Origin of the sequence: Salipaludibacillus aurantiacus (assembly GCF_900111295.1) — a bacterium.
GTDB lineage: Bacteria > Bacillota > Bacilli > Bacillales > Salisediminibacteriaceae > Salipaludibacillus > Salipaludibacillus aurantiacus.
This window is the reverse complement of sequence record NZ_FOGT01000018.1, coordinates 51,745-66,553: the sequence shown is the minus strand read 5'-3', so window position 1 is coordinate 66,553 and position 14,809 is coordinate 51,745. Positions and strand designations below refer to the sequence as shown.

At 42.6% G+C, this 14,809-nt stretch carries 11 protein-coding genes and 1 other annotated feature; of the genes, 5 read left to right on the top strand and 6 right to left on the bottom strand.

All coding sequences use genetic code 11. From position 1 onward, the window contains the following. Window positions 1-20 precede the first annotated feature (20 nt). A complete protein-coding gene (rpsD, locus tag BMW59_RS17710) occupies window positions 21-623 on the top strand; it encodes a 30S ribosomal protein S4 (protein ID WP_093054981.1) in 603 nt (200 codons plus the stop codon). A 175-nt stretch (window positions 624-798) separates the two neighbouring features. Here rpsD and BMW59_RS17705 read toward each other — a convergent pair whose 3' ends face one another. The 5 genes from BMW59_RS17705 to tyrS all read right to left on the bottom strand — a co-directional run bounded on the left by BMW59_RS17705 (window position 799) and on the right by tyrS (window position 7,052). Continuing rightward, window positions 799-1,518, bottom strand: a complete 720-nt coding sequence (locus tag BMW59_RS17705; RefSeq protein WP_093054979.1) for a LutC/YkgG family protein — start codon at window positions 1,516-1,518, stop codon at window positions 799-801. Continuing rightward, window positions 1,518-2,951 (bottom strand): LutB/LldF family L-lactate oxidation iron-sulfur protein, encoded by a 1,434-nt coding sequence (locus BMW59_RS17700; RefSeq protein WP_093054977.1) that lies wholly within the window; start codon window positions 2,949-2,951, stop codon window positions 1,518-1,520. The genes BMW59_RS17705 and BMW59_RS17700 overlap by 1 nt, the downstream gene beginning before the upstream one ends. 27 nt (window positions 2,952-2,978) lie before the next feature. Then, window positions 2,979-3,704 (bottom strand): (Fe-S)-binding protein, encoded by a 726-nt coding sequence (locus tag BMW59_RS17695; RefSeq protein WP_093054975.1) that lies wholly within the window; start codon window positions 3,702-3,704, stop codon window positions 2,979-2,981. A gap of 157 nt (window positions 3,705-3,861) precedes the next feature. Further along, complete coding sequence (locus BMW59_RS17690) at window positions 3,862-5,448, bottom strand: L-lactate permease (protein ID WP_093054973.1); 1,587 nt, start codon at window positions 5,446-5,448, stop codon at window positions 3,862-3,864. Between the two features lie 332 nt (window positions 5,449-5,780). Further along, window positions 5,781-7,052, bottom strand: coding sequence for a tyrosine--tRNA ligase (gene tyrS, locus BMW59_RS17685; protein ID WP_093054971.1), 1,272 nt, complete (start codon window positions 7,050-7,052; stop codon window positions 5,781-5,783). A 172-nt stretch (window positions 7,053-7,224) separates the two neighbouring features. Then, window positions 7,225-7,431: a binding site (T-box leader), on the bottom strand. Window positions 7,432-7,565: 134 nt separating this feature from the next. Between tyrS and BMW59_RS17680 the strand changes: the two genes are divergently transcribed. The 4 genes from BMW59_RS17680 (at window position 7,566) to BMW59_RS17665 (ending at window position 13,568) form a co-directional block, all read left to right on the top strand. Further along, window positions 7,566-10,940 (top strand): transglycosylase domain-containing protein, encoded by a 3,375-nt coding sequence (locus BMW59_RS17680; RefSeq protein ID WP_093054969.1) that lies wholly within the window; start codon window positions 7,566-7,568, stop codon window positions 10,938-10,940. Window positions 10,941-11,095: 155 nt separating this feature from the next. Next, window positions 11,096-11,731 carry a GNAT family N-acetyltransferase gene (locus BMW59_RS17675; RefSeq protein WP_093054967.1) on the top strand — a complete coding sequence of 212 codons (636 nt, stop codon included), beginning with the start codon at window positions 11,096-11,098 and terminating at the stop codon, window positions 11,729-11,731. Between the two features lie 38 nt (window positions 11,732-11,769). Further along, entirely contained in the window at window positions 11,770-12,396 is a 627-nt protein-coding gene (locus tag BMW59_RS17670; RefSeq protein ID WP_093055041.1) for a CBS and ACT domain-containing protein, read from the top strand. After that, complete coding sequence (locus tag BMW59_RS17665; RefSeq protein ID WP_093054965.1) at window positions 12,393-13,568, top strand: acetoin utilization protein AcuC; 1,176 nt, start codon at window positions 12,393-12,395, stop codon at window positions 13,566-13,568. The genes BMW59_RS17670 and BMW59_RS17665 overlap by 4 nt, the downstream gene beginning before the upstream one ends. Before the next feature lie 210 nt (window positions 13,569-13,778). On the opposite strand, the gene BMW59_RS17660 is transcribed toward BMW59_RS17665, so the two are convergent. Next, on the bottom strand, window positions 13,779-14,492 hold the full coding sequence (locus BMW59_RS17660; RefSeq protein ID WP_093054963.1) for a 5'-methylthioadenosine/adenosylhomocysteine nucleosidase: 714 nt from the start codon (window positions 14,490-14,492) through the stop codon (window positions 13,779-13,781). Window positions 14,493-14,809: the final 317 nt, after the last annotated feature.

Genomic DNA, 14,809 nt, shown 5'->3' with positions numbered 1-14,809 from the left:
ATTAAAAGGAGGAGCTACTTATGGCTCGATATACTGGACCAAGCTGGAAGCTTTCACGCCGCCTTGGAATTTCTCTTAGCGGCACTGGAAAAGAGCTTCAAAAGCGCCCTTACGGCCCGGGGCAACACGGACCGAACCAAAGAAAGAAATTAACTGAATACGGACTTCAGCTTCAAGAAAAGCAGAAGCTTCGTCACATGTACGGCATGAATGAGCGTCAATTCCACCGTCTGTTCGAACAGGCTGGCAAACGTGAGGGTATCCATGGTGAGAACTTTATGGTTCTGCTTGAATCCCGTCTTGACAACATTGTTTACCGTTTAGGTCTTGCGCGTACTCGCCGTCAGGCCCGTCAACTTGTTAACCACGGACACGTTACTGTAGACGGCGGCCGCGTTGACATTCCATCTTACCGGGTTCAGCCTGGTCAGACAATCGGACTCCGCGAAAAGTCCCGCAACCTTGATATTGTTAAAGAAGCTGTTGAAGTTAACGACTTCACTCCTGCATTCGTTGAATTCGACGCAGACAAACTTGAAGGTACATTCACACGTTTACCTGAACGTTCTGAACTACCTGCGGAAATCAATGAACAGCTTATCGTTGAGTGGTATTCCCGTTAATACCCAAAAAATCAAAGAAAGCCCAAACCTTGGATTCACCAATGGTTTGGGCTTTCTTATTTCATGAATTATTTTGCTTCAGGCAGCCTGTTCTTCTTCACAGCAGGCAGGCTTGGGACAGTTCGGGTGCTATTTTGGTTTGTATTGAAAATGCGACGGTTTTAAACGTGAGACGTTATTTATCGTCGACTACTATATACGTGGCCTGAACCGGTCCGTGCACCCCTACTACGAGACGCAATTCAATGTCTGCGGAATTACTTGGTCCTGAAATGAAATTTATACATGAAGGCATTCTTCCCTGCTCTTTAGCAATTTCATGTATTTTTTCCGCCGCCTGTGTCATTCTCGGTACGAGAGTACTTTTAGGTATAATAGCTACATAGCGCTGAGGAAGGAGGCTGACTGAACGGCCTTTCCCTTTGTCACTGAACAGGACAACGGTGCCTGATTCCGTAAGTGTCATATCTGAAAAGGTAATCCCTATGTTCGCTTGTTCGGCTTTTTTAATATTTGCCTCGCCTAATTGGTAATTCCAGCAGTGAACGTCAGTCCCCTGTTCTTGTTGCTTTTTAAGCGCACTGTCCAAACCGAAAGATTCAAAACGCGGATCATCCCAGTGAACGATGGATCCTCCTCCCATATCCTGAATGACCTTGTCAAAATCGTCATTCAGCTTGTCAGCTTCAGTTACAATCACATTTGTGTGGATAGCATCGCACTGGAGAACAAACTGATCAAGCAATTCGTCTTGTGATAAACCGTCGAACACCTCATATTGCGGCTGTTTACTCCAAGTTGGAAGCTGAACTTCTTCAGTGATCCGCTTTCTGTTTAAACGGTCTGCCACCTTATTTAAAAAACGGTCTTTATTGTGAATTGTGCCTTGTTTCATTATTGATCGCCCCCTTTACTCCTGTTTTCAAACCACTTACGGAAGGAGTTACCGTCTGATTCCGGAAGATCGCGAATATTGGTCCACAGTTTTACAGGTCCTACACCTTTTCCTTTTCCATCCTCTTCACTTTTTGCAATTGATTTAATGTAGGAAGGCGCCATATTGGTTCCCATTTTATAAAGATTAGGATTACTGGCAGCTTTAGCGTACCCTTTCATAGCCATCTTTTCTGCAAAACCTATTTTCCCTGTTTTTTCAACGATGTCCTTCCGGTGTTCAACGAGCAGTTCATGGAGCGGGATCTTGACCGGACAGGCTTCAGTACATGCGGCGCACAGTGAAGAAGCATAGGGCAGTTCTTTATGGTCCTCATATCCATCAAGAAGCGGCGTAAGGACAGCTCCAATCGGCCCGGGATAAATAGATCCGTAAGAGTGACCGCCAACATGCCGGTAGACAGGGCATACGTTTATACAGGCTGCACAGCGGATACACTGAAGGGCTGACTGATATTTTGTACCAAGTATTTTTGAACGGCCGTTATCTACAATTACCACGTGAAATTCTTCAGGACCATCCACATCCCCGTCTTCTTTTACAGCTGTCAAGCCTGTAATATAACTCGTTAGTTTTTGTCCCACGGCACTTCTGCAAAGCATGCTGACAAGGATGTCCAGCTCTTTCCACGTTGGGACAATCCGTTCCATTCCCATTACTGTAATTTGTGTTTCAGGAAGAGTAGTTGCCAGCCTGGCATTCCCTTCATTGGTGACAAGAGACACAGAACCCGATTCAGCGACTGCAAAGTTACAGCCGGTTATGCCCACTTCTGCAGAAAGGAAGTCCTTTCTTAACTGTTCTCTTGCAAACAGAGCAAGTTCATTAGGATCCGACGAGTTGCTGTACTGCCTTTTTTCATGAAAGGTTTCGCGGATTTGTTCTTTGTTCTTATGAAGGGCGGGTACGACGATATGAGAAGGCGGATCATGGTCATCCAACTGCAGAATCCACTCGCCAAGGTCTGATTCCACTACGTTGCACCCTGTTTCTTCCAATGCTTCATTCATTCCAATCTCTTCTGTTACCATCGATTTAGATTTAATAATATTTTTTGCATTCTTCTTTTTTACCACGTTGGTTATATAGTCATTTGCTTCCTCCGCTGACTCGGCAAAAAAGACATGTCCGCCCTGCTCAGCTACGTTTTCTGCAAACTGTTCTAAATAAAAATCAAGGTTGTCCAGAGTATGCTGGCGGATTTCCTCAGAGAGGTCTCTCCAGTCCTCCCAGTTGCCCATTTCCTCCTGGGTTTTAGTCTTTCTTCCCTCCAAACGGGTTTGAGCTTCCACGACTGCTTTTCTCATAAACTCATTATTGATTCCTTTATCTACGCGGTCAAAAAACTTCTCGCTGCCTATTCTGACTCCCATGTTTTCACTCCTATCTTGTTGTCATTCTTATGATCCCTGGCTGTTCAGCACCTCTGCAATATGCATGACTTTCACCGGTTTCCCCTGCCTTTCAATCCGCCCGCCGATATTCATTAAGCATCCAAGGTCAGCACCTATCAGGACGTCTGCATTCGTTTCTTCTATATGTTCTACCTTCTCATTAACCATCTGTTCTGAAATCGGAACCATTTTAACGCTGAAGGTTCCGCCAAATCCACAGCATTGCTGTTTATTAGGCAATTCAGTAAATTTCAGCCCTTTAACATTTGCTAATAATTTCATAGGGGCGTCCCTGACTCCAAGCAGTCGGGTCATATGGCAGGAGGTATGATAAGTAACATTCGCTTCAAGCTCAGCTCCTACATCTTCCACTTTAAGGACTTCAACAATAAATTGAGTGAGTTCATACGATTTATCTGCCAGCTGACTCGCTCTGTCTGCCCAATCAGGATCATCAGCAAACAAGTGCGGATATTCTTTCAGCATTGATACACAGGAACCAGATGGTGAGACCACATATTCCGCATGTTCAAATGTTTTGATCATATGCTGAGCAACTTCTTTTGATTCGCGATGAAAGCCGCTGTTAAAAGCAGGCTGTCCACAGCATGTCTGCTTTTTCGGGAAATCCACCTCACATCCAAGCCTTTCAAGCACTTCAACTGTACTCTGTCCGACAGAAGCAGGATAAACCACATCTGCGAGACACGTTAAAAATAATGATACCTTCATAATAAGTCCTCTCCTTTTACACAAGTCATAAGGTCATCTGATGACTGTCTGTACACTTCTATATCCAAACCCCATCTATCACTTTGGAAATATTACCCTTTTTAAATGATAAAGTAAAGAAGGGAGCGTCATCACAGACGCCCTCCTTCCTATTATTTTACATAAATAATACTAAAATGGAACCCGCAATTCCAAGGAACAAGGCATAAATCAGAGCCGGAAGAAGCGTTTTCCTTATAATATCTCCTTCTTTACCGACCAATCCTACCACGGCTGACGCAGCTACGACGTTATGGACACATATCATATTCCCTGCGGCTGACCCCGCTACTTGCTGAGCAAGTATGACATTTGTACTTAAACCCGTCTCTATAGCCACATTATACTGGATTGGAGAGAAAGTCAGAGTAGAAACAGTCGCGCTTCCGGTAATAAAAGAACCTAACAGACCGAGGTACGGCGCTACGAATAACCAGACTCCACCAAGCGCGCCAGCCATAGTTACCGCTATATACTCCGGCATAGCTATAAGGTCATTTGTATTAATTCCGGAGTTGGTAAAAACCTGAACGAGCGCGAGCGTCGGAAAGAGAGCCAAAGTTGCTCCTTTAATCGCGTTAAGAGACTCCTTTGAAGCTTTTGTAAAACTTGAGATCTTCGTACGTTGGGTGAAAATTGAGATAAACGCAGCAAGTACAAGCACAGCTCCCGGAGAATAAAGGAATTCCCAAGCTGAGGTTACTCCATCAATACCGAGAATATCGTTCCATGTGAAATCAACAGCTGTCTGAGTGAAATTTTGTACAGCCGGTATGATCCGCGTTAATAAAAGAAGGGCCACCACAATAAAATAAGGACTCCAAGCCGAAACAAGACTCATTTCTGATTTTTTCTCTTCTGCTTTAAACCCTTTAATCAAGGCACCTTGCCATGGGTCCTTTGGAAGCAGAAAGTTTTTCTTTGCTGTCAGTGTGGCCACTGCAAGCGCGGTTAAAGAGGCTAAAATAGCTACAAATTCCGGTCCGAATAATGCTGCGTAAACTGCCGCAGAGACAGAATAGGAGGCTCCTACAAGGAGTGTCCATGGCAGCATGGGTAAAGCATGTTTTAAAGATTTGTCTTTACCGAAAGAAAGAGTCAGTACGATAACGAGTATAAAAGGAACTAATGTCCCAATCAGCAAATCCATTAAAGTAATGTGAATTCCAATAGTCTGAAAGAAGCCGATCCCGGCTCCGTCGATATTACTTAATCCCACAATAACAGGTGTACCAACCGCTCCAAAAGAAACTGAGGTGCTGTCTGCAATTAATGCAGTTGTTGCCGCTGCAAGAGGTGTAAAACCTAAAGCAACCATCAATGGGCCTGTTACTGCTGCAGGTGTTCCAAAGCCTGCCGCCCCTTCTATTAGTCCGCCAAAAAGGAAAGCTACAATAATAACCTGTACTCTCATATCTGGAGAAATATTACGGAACCCTTCGTTAATTCTGTCAACCGCCCCTGTATGCCGTAAAGTGTTTAATAACACAATCGCGCCAAACAGAATAAACAGGATGGTCAAAGCTCTGTGAGCGCCCTGTAAAATTGAGGCTGATAGAACTTGCCAGTCCATTCCCCAAACAGCAAATGCAAGTAAAATGACAATAAGTGCGCTGTAAAGCATACCTTTTTTGGCAGGCATTCTTAGCAGGACTAAGAAAATGAATGGGGCAATAATTGCACTAAAAGCAGTTAAAAGTAACATCTAATTCCTCCTACAGTGTAAATTTGGCCTGAGGGGTAAACTGCAGTCCTCCAAGACCCAGAAGTAAGTTCATCCGGTCATCTGATGACCTTATGTAAGTGCTTTCATTATAAGTAACCTTTAATTATTATTCAATATGTTTATTTAAAATAGTTTTTAAGTTGCTTCTTGTATATACAAGTAAGGTAGAAAGAAGGTGATAAATTCAATGGTTTTAATTTAAATTATGGAGCCAATGTTAATTTCTTCACATATATGCTTATCAGCAAAAATTAACAATTAATTTACATTTAAAAGGATCCCGGGTCTTCCAAACCCGGGATCCTCTCTTCTTAATATTTAATAAGATAAAACTTCTTCTTTCCTCTGCGAATAATGGTGAATTGACCGTCGATCTTATCTTCTTCATCCATAGACTTAGTCATTTCCTGGCAGCGGTCACCATTAATATAAATGGCTCCGTTCTTTATATCCTCTCTCGCCTGCCGCTTTGATGGAGATATTCCCGCTTCTGCAAGCAGATCAATTAACCCTTTTTTATCCTCCTGGACAGAGTAGGACGGCACATCTTTAAACCCTTGTAAAACTTCCTCCCCGCTCAACTGCTTTAAATCACCGCCGCCGAATAGAGCTTCACTGATGCGTTTAGCCTGATTTAATGCTTCTTCACTGTGCACAAACCGGGTAAGCTCTTCAGCAAGACGCCGGTGAGGCAGCCTTTCATGCGGCCGTTCCTTAAGCTCAACTTCAAGCTCATCAATCTCTTCTTTAGAGAGAAAAGTAAAGTATTTAAGAAACTTTATGACGTCCTGGTCATCTGTATTTAAAAGAAACTGGTAAAATTCGTAAGGGGACGTTTTTTCAGCATCGAGCCATATTGCTCCGCCCTCTGTTTTACCAAACTTTGATCCGTCAGCTTTAGTGACCAAAGGAATAGTGAAACCAAATGCTTCTGGCCTGTCGCCTTCTTCTGCACCTGTCATCCGGCGGATAAGCTCAAGGCCTGCTGTAATATTTCCCCACTGGTCACTTCCCCCTATTTGCACTTTTACGCCTTCTTCTTTATTTAATCTGTAAAAATCATATGACTGGAGAATCTGGTAACTGAATTCAGTAAATGAAATACCCGATGATATACGCGACTCAACTGATTCTTTTGCAAGCATATAATTTAACCCGAAGTATTTCCCTACATCTCTCAGGAAGTCAATCACCGTCATCGAGCCGATCCAGTCATAATTATTAACAAGTGTTGCTCCGTTTTCTCCGTCAAAATCAAGAAATCTCATTAACTGGCTCTTGATTTTGTTACTGTACCCCTCCACGACACTTTGTTCGTTTAAGGTTCTTTCAGCTTTTTTTCCGCTAGGGTCACCTATAAGCCCTGTCGCTCCGCCAACCAGCGGATACGGTTTATGCCCGGCCAGCTGAAACCTGCGTAAAGTTAAAATAGTTAATAAGTGTCCAATATGAAGACTGTCTCCTGTCGGGTCAAACCCGCAATATAACTTCACAGACTCCTTATTAAGGAGCTCTTCTAACCCTTCTTCATCTGTAACCTGATTGACAAGGCCCCGAAATTGTAAATCTTCCAATAATGTCATATCTTTCACCTCATATCATTGATTTAACCCTCCGCTTTGTTTTTAAAAATCAACTAAACGGTATGGTCTGAATGCTTTTCTCAGAACCGGGGTGGCTTCCTCTAGTAGACTTTGTTCCCCAATGACCTTAAGTCCTCAATTTTTTAAGCCACTAAAAAACGCCCCTTAAATAATAAGGGACGAATAAATCGCGGTACCACCCTGATTGGAATAATAATTCCCGGCTCAAAAATGAGTTAACGCCTCATCATACGCTTCGTGTTTCCACGAGATAACTCCAAGGAGGTAATTCATTTGACGACTTTATACCGGTTTACAGCACCACCGGCTCTCTGGGACAGGGAGACGCAAACTACTTTATCCTTTTCACAGTCACTTATATTTTCATTATGATTTATATTAATATCATACTTGCAGTTTGCTTGTCAATGTGAGAAAAGTGTTCCACGCTTGAGGCTATATTCCATATTCCGGTTATGCTATAATATGAGTGAATTTTTAGGAGGTATGAAGATGAGCGATCGACGATCCATAACAGAGTTCTTTAACCGGAAAGAACCTCAATATGTCTTTAAAGGAGTAAGGGTGACCTCTCAGGTTCTATGGAACTTATTTTTAATATTTTCTGCTCTGGCCCTTATTTCCTTGTTTTTTGTAGGCGGGGCAGCAGCAGGTTATTTTGCCTCATTAGTACAGGATGAACCGGTACCGAGTTACGAAGAGATGCAAAATGAAATTTACGATTATGAATCAGCTACAGAAATTTATTTCGCAGACGACATTTATTTAGGAGATATGCCAACCCCTCTTGAACGGAGAGAGATTCCTCTGGAAGATATGTCTCAAACCTTAATTGAGGCTGTGATTGCTACAGAAGATGAATACTTCTTTGAACATGAAGGAATTGTTCCTAAAGCACTTTTCCGTGCAGTTTATCAGGATTTCTCCGGTGCAAGCACCCAGACAGGCGGAAGTACACTGACGCAGCAGCTTATAAAAAACCAGCTGCTGACCAGTGAAGTGACCCATGACCGGAAAGCTGCTGAAATCCTGCTGGCTATGCGTACTGAAAACTTTTTTGAGAAGGAGGAAATTTTAGAAGCCTATATGAATGTGGTGCCTTTTGGAAGAAACGCTAACGGCCGGCAAGTAGCGGGCGCACAGGCTGCCGCGCAGGGAATATTCGGTGTCGATGCGTCCGAATTAAATATAGCACAGGCTGCTTTTATTGCCGGGCTCCCTCAAAGTCCTTTTGCTTACACTCCTTTTACTGGGAGTGGAGAAGTTAAAGAGAATTTTGATGCAGCCCTTCACAGGATGGATACTGTGCTAAGCAGAATGCATTCAAGAGGCTACATTAACGATGAAGAGCTTGAAGAAGCCCGAAATTATGATATCAGAGCAAACTTAGCGGAAAGGCAGCCAACAAGCCTTGACGAATACCCGTTTATTATAGATGAAGTAAGAAGAAGAGCTGAGGATAAACTGACGTTCGCCCTCATGGAAAAAGATGAGGTGGACCTTGATGCAATTGAAGACGACGACCGCCGGAACCTGATGATCACCCGGTATAGAGAAGAAGCCGAGCGGGCACTTCAGCGTAATGGATATAAAATTCATACAACGATAAATAAAGATATTTACGATGCCCAGCAGGAAGTTATAGAGAACTTCGAGTATTTTGATAAAGACAGGCCGGAGACTTTAATAGATCAAGACGGTGAAGAAGTGGAAGTGATGAGGAAAGAAGAACCCGGGTCTATGCTTTTAGAGAACTCTACGGGCGCTATTCTCAGTTTTGTAGGCGGACGTGATTTTGAACACCAGAATTTCAACCATGCAACAAGAGCTGAACGGTCTACAGGTTCAACGATGAAGCCGCTTCTCACCTATGCCATCGGGTTTGAAACCGGAGAGCTCCAGCCCGGCTTTATTACACCTGATACCACATTTTATTATAATGAAGATGATGAAGACAGTGAGTTATCAAATTTTGATAATAAGCACAGAGGTTTAATAACCGCCCGGGAAGCTAATGCTTCTTCAAGAAACGTGCCTGCCGTAAGGGAATTTAAAAAAATTGACCATGAGGTCGCGCGGGAAGCTTTAATTAATTACGGTTTCGGAAGCTATATGGATGAAAGCGAGCCTTATTTAAGTACTCCGCTAGGGACGATTGATCTCACAGTCGAAGCTAACACATCTGCTTATTCCACTTTTGGAAATGAAGGCAAGAGAAAAGATCCTTTTATGATTGCTAAAATAGAAACGCAAGACGGAGAGGTGCTTTTTGAACACGAGGAGAAAGAGACTGAAATCATCTCCCCGCAGACAAATTACCTTATGATTGATATTATGAGAGACGTGCTCGTATCGGGAGGTACGGCTTTCCGGATGCATGATTTGCTTAATTTCGAAGCTGACTGGGCCGGGAAAACAGGAACTTCCAATGAAATTATAGATGCCTGGTTTGTCGGCTTTAACCCGAATGTCACTCAGGGACTGTGGATTGGTTATGACGACCGGGATCCTATTTCAGAGGAGGTTCATAATATGAGCTACAGCCACCGGACTCAGCTTCTATGGGCGGAACTTGCCAATGCGGCTTATGAGGTCGATTCCGATCTGGTAGGTCCTTCAGAAGACTTTGAATCTCCGGGCGGTATTGTTGAACAAACCATTTGCGGCATTTCCGGTAAACTGCCTTCTGATTTATGCCGTGAAGCAGGTCTCGTCACGACTGATCTGTTCAATTCAGAATTTGTACCTGATGAAGAAGATGACAGTTTGACAAGAGTGCAGTATGTGAGGGTAAAAGATGGCGCGTATAAAGCGCTGGATTCTACTCCTAGTGAATTTACCAGATCTGGTGTGGCTATTAAAGAAGAATACTTCGACTTTGCAGAAGACGAAGATTTATCACAATATATTCCAGATGGCTGGGATGATCTGGTCCCTGACCGTGAAGCACCTGATAACGGCAAGACACCGGACACCTTAAGATCGGTCTCTTCTTCAGGTGGAAGTGTCACATGGGACAGCCATCATGAAGACGATATTATCGGCTACCGCGTATACAATTCGTCTGGTAATGAAGTCGCCTCAATAAGATGGGATGAAGATTACAGTTATTCAGGGTCTGGTACGTATTATGTAACAGCTGTTGATACAGCAGGCAGAGAATCATCGTCAAGCAATGAAGTGACTACCGGCGGGTCTTCCTCCGATGATGATGACGAAAGTTCTTCTGATGATAATAATGACGGTGAGAACGGTTCTGCTTCTGACGAACTTTTTGATGATTCCTCTGAAAATGACAGTGATAATAATAATGACAATAATAATTCAGCCAATAACGATGAGAATGCCAATGATAACTCAGAAGAAAATAATAATGATTCCGGCAGCGGCGATATTGGCAATAACAACGATAATAATAACGGCAGCAACAATGGAAGTGACAATGGCAACAGTAACAATAATGGCGATAACAACAGTGAAAATAATAATAGCAATAACACCGGTAATAATAACAGCAACAATGGAAGTAATAATGGCAACTCCAACAATAATGACGATAACAACAGTGAAAATAATAATAGCAATAACACCGGTAATAATAACAGCAACAATGGAAGTAATAATGGCAATAACAATAGCAGCAGCAACAACTCGGATAACACTAATAATGATAGCGGAGGTAACGAGACCAACTCCGGTGCGACTAATGAAAATAATAGTGGGAATAACTCGGATAATAACAATAATGCTGATAACAGTGACGGAAACAACTATAATAGTGCGTCAGATAATAATGACCCTGATGGTAATAATGACAATGAGGAGAACGCCAGTAATAACGGAGCAAACAGCAATAACAATGAATAATTAACTCTTGAGAGAGGGAAACCGCTGCTGGCGGATTTCTCTCTTTTTTATATAATTTCCTTTGTTTTCCTCTCGGATAATTAGCGATTATGGTATAGTAAAAGAAAGGTCTTGTCAGATTATTAAGACTACATTTTCTTCAAGGTGGGATGCCTGTGAAGCACCGTAAAACATATCATTCGATGGAAATTAAAGCAAAAGATAACAAAGTATTTCTTATTGAAGGCCCTGTTGAGAAACAAGTAATTGAAGAGTGTATTTTTGATGAAGGGCTTCTCGCTTTCCGTCCTCCTCCCCAGCAGAAAAAAGCACTTCTTAAAGTAGCTGATCTGGACGAAAGCCGGATTATTGTCGCAAGGGAAGATAACAAGATAGTTGGCTATGCTATTTATCTTTATCCCGATCCTCTGGAAAGATGGTCGGAAGTAGAGCTGGATAACCTCCTCGAATTGGGCGCTATTGAAGTCTCTGCTAATTACCGGGGGTATCAAATAGCCAAACACCTTCTGAAAGTCTCGATGATGGACGAGGCAATGGAGGATTATATTATTATTACTACGGAATATTATTGGCATTGGGACTTGCGGGGGACAGGCCTGTCAATTTGGGAGTACAGAGATGTAATGGAAAAAGTTATGAAAACAGGCGGTCTGGAATGGTATGCGACAGATGATCCTGAAATCTGTTCACACCCGGCAAACTGCCTGATGGCGCGAATTGGTAAACGTGTTTCTCCCGATGCGGTACACGAATTTAACCGTGTCAGATTTAAACATAAATATATGTTCTGAGAACAGGAAGGGGTATGTCAGTGAACGTAAGGGATATTATGAAAAAAGATATTATAGTTGCACAACGGAATATGCCTGTGTCGGAAGCGCTCGATTTAATGAAAACACATAAAATAAGGCATTTGCCAATCGTTAATAAACAAAATGAAATATTAGGTATTGTGTCAGACAGGGATTTAAGGGACGCTGCTCCCTCAATTTTTGATGAGAAGCATAAAGAGTTTATTAACCTTCCTGTTTCCAAGGTTATGATAGAAAATGTCATAACTGCTCTTCCGCTTGATTTTGTCGAAGAGTCAGCCAATACGATGACTGAAAATCAGATCAGCTGCCTCCCTGTTGAAGAGGACGGCGTCCTTGCAGGAATAATTACAGAAACCGATTTGCTCCATACCCTTGTAAGGTTGACCGGAGCCGCTATGCCAACTTCACGTCTTGAAATTGAGGTGCCGAATGAAAGCGGACAGTTATCTGAGGTCTCTAACATTATAAAGGATCACCAAATTAATATTCAAAGTGTTCTGGTATACCAGTCTTTTAGTGATAACACTAAAAAAATTCTTGTTTTTCGTGTCCAGTGTATGGATATGCGCCCCTTATTAAAATCATTGAAAGAAGCAAATTATAAGATTATCTGGCCTACAGAGTTGGAGATGAAACCATGAGTCAGGAAGCAGCATATATCTTTTCACCCGAGCAACTTCAATATAAATTTCATAATGAGCACCCTTTCAACCAGCATCGTTTATCAATAACAAACGACTTACTGATGAAACTTGGCGCGCTATCCCCTGAAACTATATTGCCTGCCAGAAAAGCGACCATTGACGAGCTATTGCTGATTCATGATGAAGACTATGTGCAAGCAGTTATAGGTGCAGCGGAGGGACAAAGCCGTTCGTCTTACCGGACCACCTTCGGTATAGGAACAGAAGATACCCCGGTCTTTCCTCATATGCATGATGCGGCCGCATGGCTTGTAGGAGGAACGCTTGCAGCAGTGGATTATGTTTTTGATAACGGTTACAAGCATGCTTTAAACCTGGGCGGCGGACTCCACCACGGTTTCAGAGGAAAAGCCTCAGGTTTCTGTATATATAATGACAGTTCAATTGCTATTGAATATATACGTAAAAAATATGATGCCCGCGTACTGTATGTAGATACAGACGCTCATCACGGGGATGGGGTCCAGTGGGCTTTCTACAACGACCCGGATGTTTGTACGCTCTCTTTTCATGAAAGCGGACGTTTTCTCTTTCCAGGCACAGGCCATGTTAACGAAAGAGGACACGGAGACGGCTATGGTTATTCTTTTAATATTCCGTTTGAAGCATTTACTGAAGACGAGTCATGGCTGGTGGCTTACAAAGCAGCTATGAGGGAAGTGACTGAATACTTTAAGCCGGATATCATCTTAACCCAGAATGGGGCTGATGCCCATTACTACGATCCACTTACCCACCTTTGCGGAACGATTAATATTTTTCATGAAATTCCTAAATTAGCTCATGAACTGGCTCACGAATTCTGCGACGGGAAATGGATAGCAGTCGGTGGAGGCGGCTACGACATCTGGAGAGTTGTCCCAAGAGCATGGTCTTTAATTTGGCTTGAAATGTCAGAACAGAAGGAAGCTCTTAAACAATCTATTCCTAAAGTATGGCTGGATAACTGGCAGGAAGAAGCTCCTGTTCAGCTTCCGCCTGAATGGTATGATCCAAAAGGACTGTATCCGATGATTCCACGCAAAAAAGAAATTGAAAAAAAGAATGAACGAACGTTATTAAAAGCATTAAAGCCAATTTACGACCATCAGAAAAAAGTTAAATCTTAGTCTTGCATTACCTTCTGCCAGCTTTGTTTATAAAAAGCTTCAAATTGCCGTTTTATTTTTCAGAGCGAGCGATCACTTTTCTCGTAAAAGATCTGGAAATTAAAAAGGCCTCCACAGGTTTTTTGTACTGAAGAGGCTCCGAACCGCCCACGGCATGAAGCTAGAAATCAACAAAAAAGTTAACAAATCAACAGCAGCAAAAAACGAGGATTAATTTTCCTCGTTTTTTATGCTTTTCATCATATCAGCAACAATTTTTGCCGAATTATCCGCGGCTGTTTTCATGAAATCCTGAAAACTTCTGTTGGCTTCCCCATTGGCTTTATCTGAAATCGAGCGGATAACGACATACGGAATGTTGTTAAAACAGGCTGCCTGGGCAACTGCGGCGCCTTCCATTTCCACACAGTCAGCATTGAACAGCTCGCGAAGTTCTCTAATCTTTTCCTTATCGGCTATGAACTGGTCACCGCTTACTACTTTCCCTTTTAATACTTTCTGTTGGCCGGCTGTTTTCTGGGCTGAGTTGTAAGCTGTATCTACAAGAACAGGATCTGCCTTAAAATCAGACGGTCCGTTAAACATAGGTATAGTTCCTTTCTTAAAACCAAGAGGAGAAGCGTCAATATCGTGCTGCTGGCAAGAAACAGAAATCAGTATATCCCCTACGTTAAGGCTGGGATTCGCAGCTCCGGCCACCCCGGTAAAAATAATTTTTGTAACGTCAAATAGATCGATCATTTTTTGAGCCGCCATAGCCGCATTTACTTTACCTACACCGCTTTTTACAAGGACAGTTTCTTCCCCGTTCCAGTTTCCTTTATAGAACGTCTGATGACCCTTTTCAACTTTAACGGATTTTTCAATGTACTCCTGAAAGTAATCTATTTCTTCGTCCATGGCTCCTATAATTCCTATCGCCATTAATAACCACTCCTTTTTTAAATGGCTTTATTAAAATTCATTGCGGGTTTTCATAAATTTGCGAAATACCATGCTTAAAAATACAGCTTGCATCAAGCTGATGAAAACATACACTTCCGGTGAAAGAAGGCGAGGAGACCGGGAGGATCGGCACTGTTTGAAATCCACTTTCCCGAAGCAGTCCATCGGGAAAGTTAGTTGAAGACAAGCCCTCAGATAAAGGAAACACAGCGAACTTCCACACGGATGTGGTGACTTCGGCGTTTTCACAGGACGTGAAGGGCTTAGCTGAAGCTCCTAATGACCTATGGTGCACT

What these genes read in the sequence shown, in the direction of transcription:
- rpsD (WP_093054981.1), top strand. Translation starts at nt 21, where the DNA reads ATGGCTCGATATACTGGACCAAGCTGGAAGCTTTCACGCCGCCTTGGA.
- BMW59_RS17705 (WP_093054979.1), bottom strand. Translation starts at nt 1,518, where the DNA reads ATGAAACAAGGCACAATTCACAATAAAGACCGTTTTTTAAATAAGGTG.
- BMW59_RS17700 (WP_093054977.1), bottom strand. Translation starts at nt 2,951, where the DNA reads ATGGGAGTCAGAATAGGCAGCGAGAAGTTTTTTGACCGCGTAGATAAA.
- BMW59_RS17695 (WP_093054975.1), bottom strand. Translation starts at nt 3,704, where the DNA reads ATGAAGGTATCATTATTTTTAACGTGTCTCGCAGATGTGGTTTATCCT.
- BMW59_RS17690 (WP_093054973.1), bottom strand. Translation starts at nt 5,448, where the DNA reads ATGTTACTTTTAACTGCTTTTAGTGCAATTATTGCCCCATTCATTTTC.
- tyrS (WP_093054971.1), bottom strand. Translation starts at nt 7,052, where the DNA reads ATGACATTATTGGAAGATTTACAATTTCGGGGCCTTGTCAATCAGGTT.
- BMW59_RS17680 (WP_093054969.1), top strand. Translation starts at nt 7,566, where the DNA reads ATGAGCGATCGACGATCCATAACAGAGTTCTTTAACCGGAAAGAACCT.
- BMW59_RS17670 (WP_093055041.1), top strand. Translation starts at nt 11,770, where the DNA reads ATGAAAAAAGATATTATAGTTGCACAACGGAATATGCCTGTGTCGGAA.
- BMW59_RS17665 (WP_093054965.1), top strand. Translation starts at nt 12,393, where the DNA reads ATGAGTCAGGAAGCAGCATATATCTTTTCACCCGAGCAACTTCAATAT.
- BMW59_RS17660 (WP_093054963.1), bottom strand. Translation starts at nt 14,492, where the DNA reads ATGGCGATAGGAATTATAGGAGCCATGGACGAAGAAATAGATTACTTT.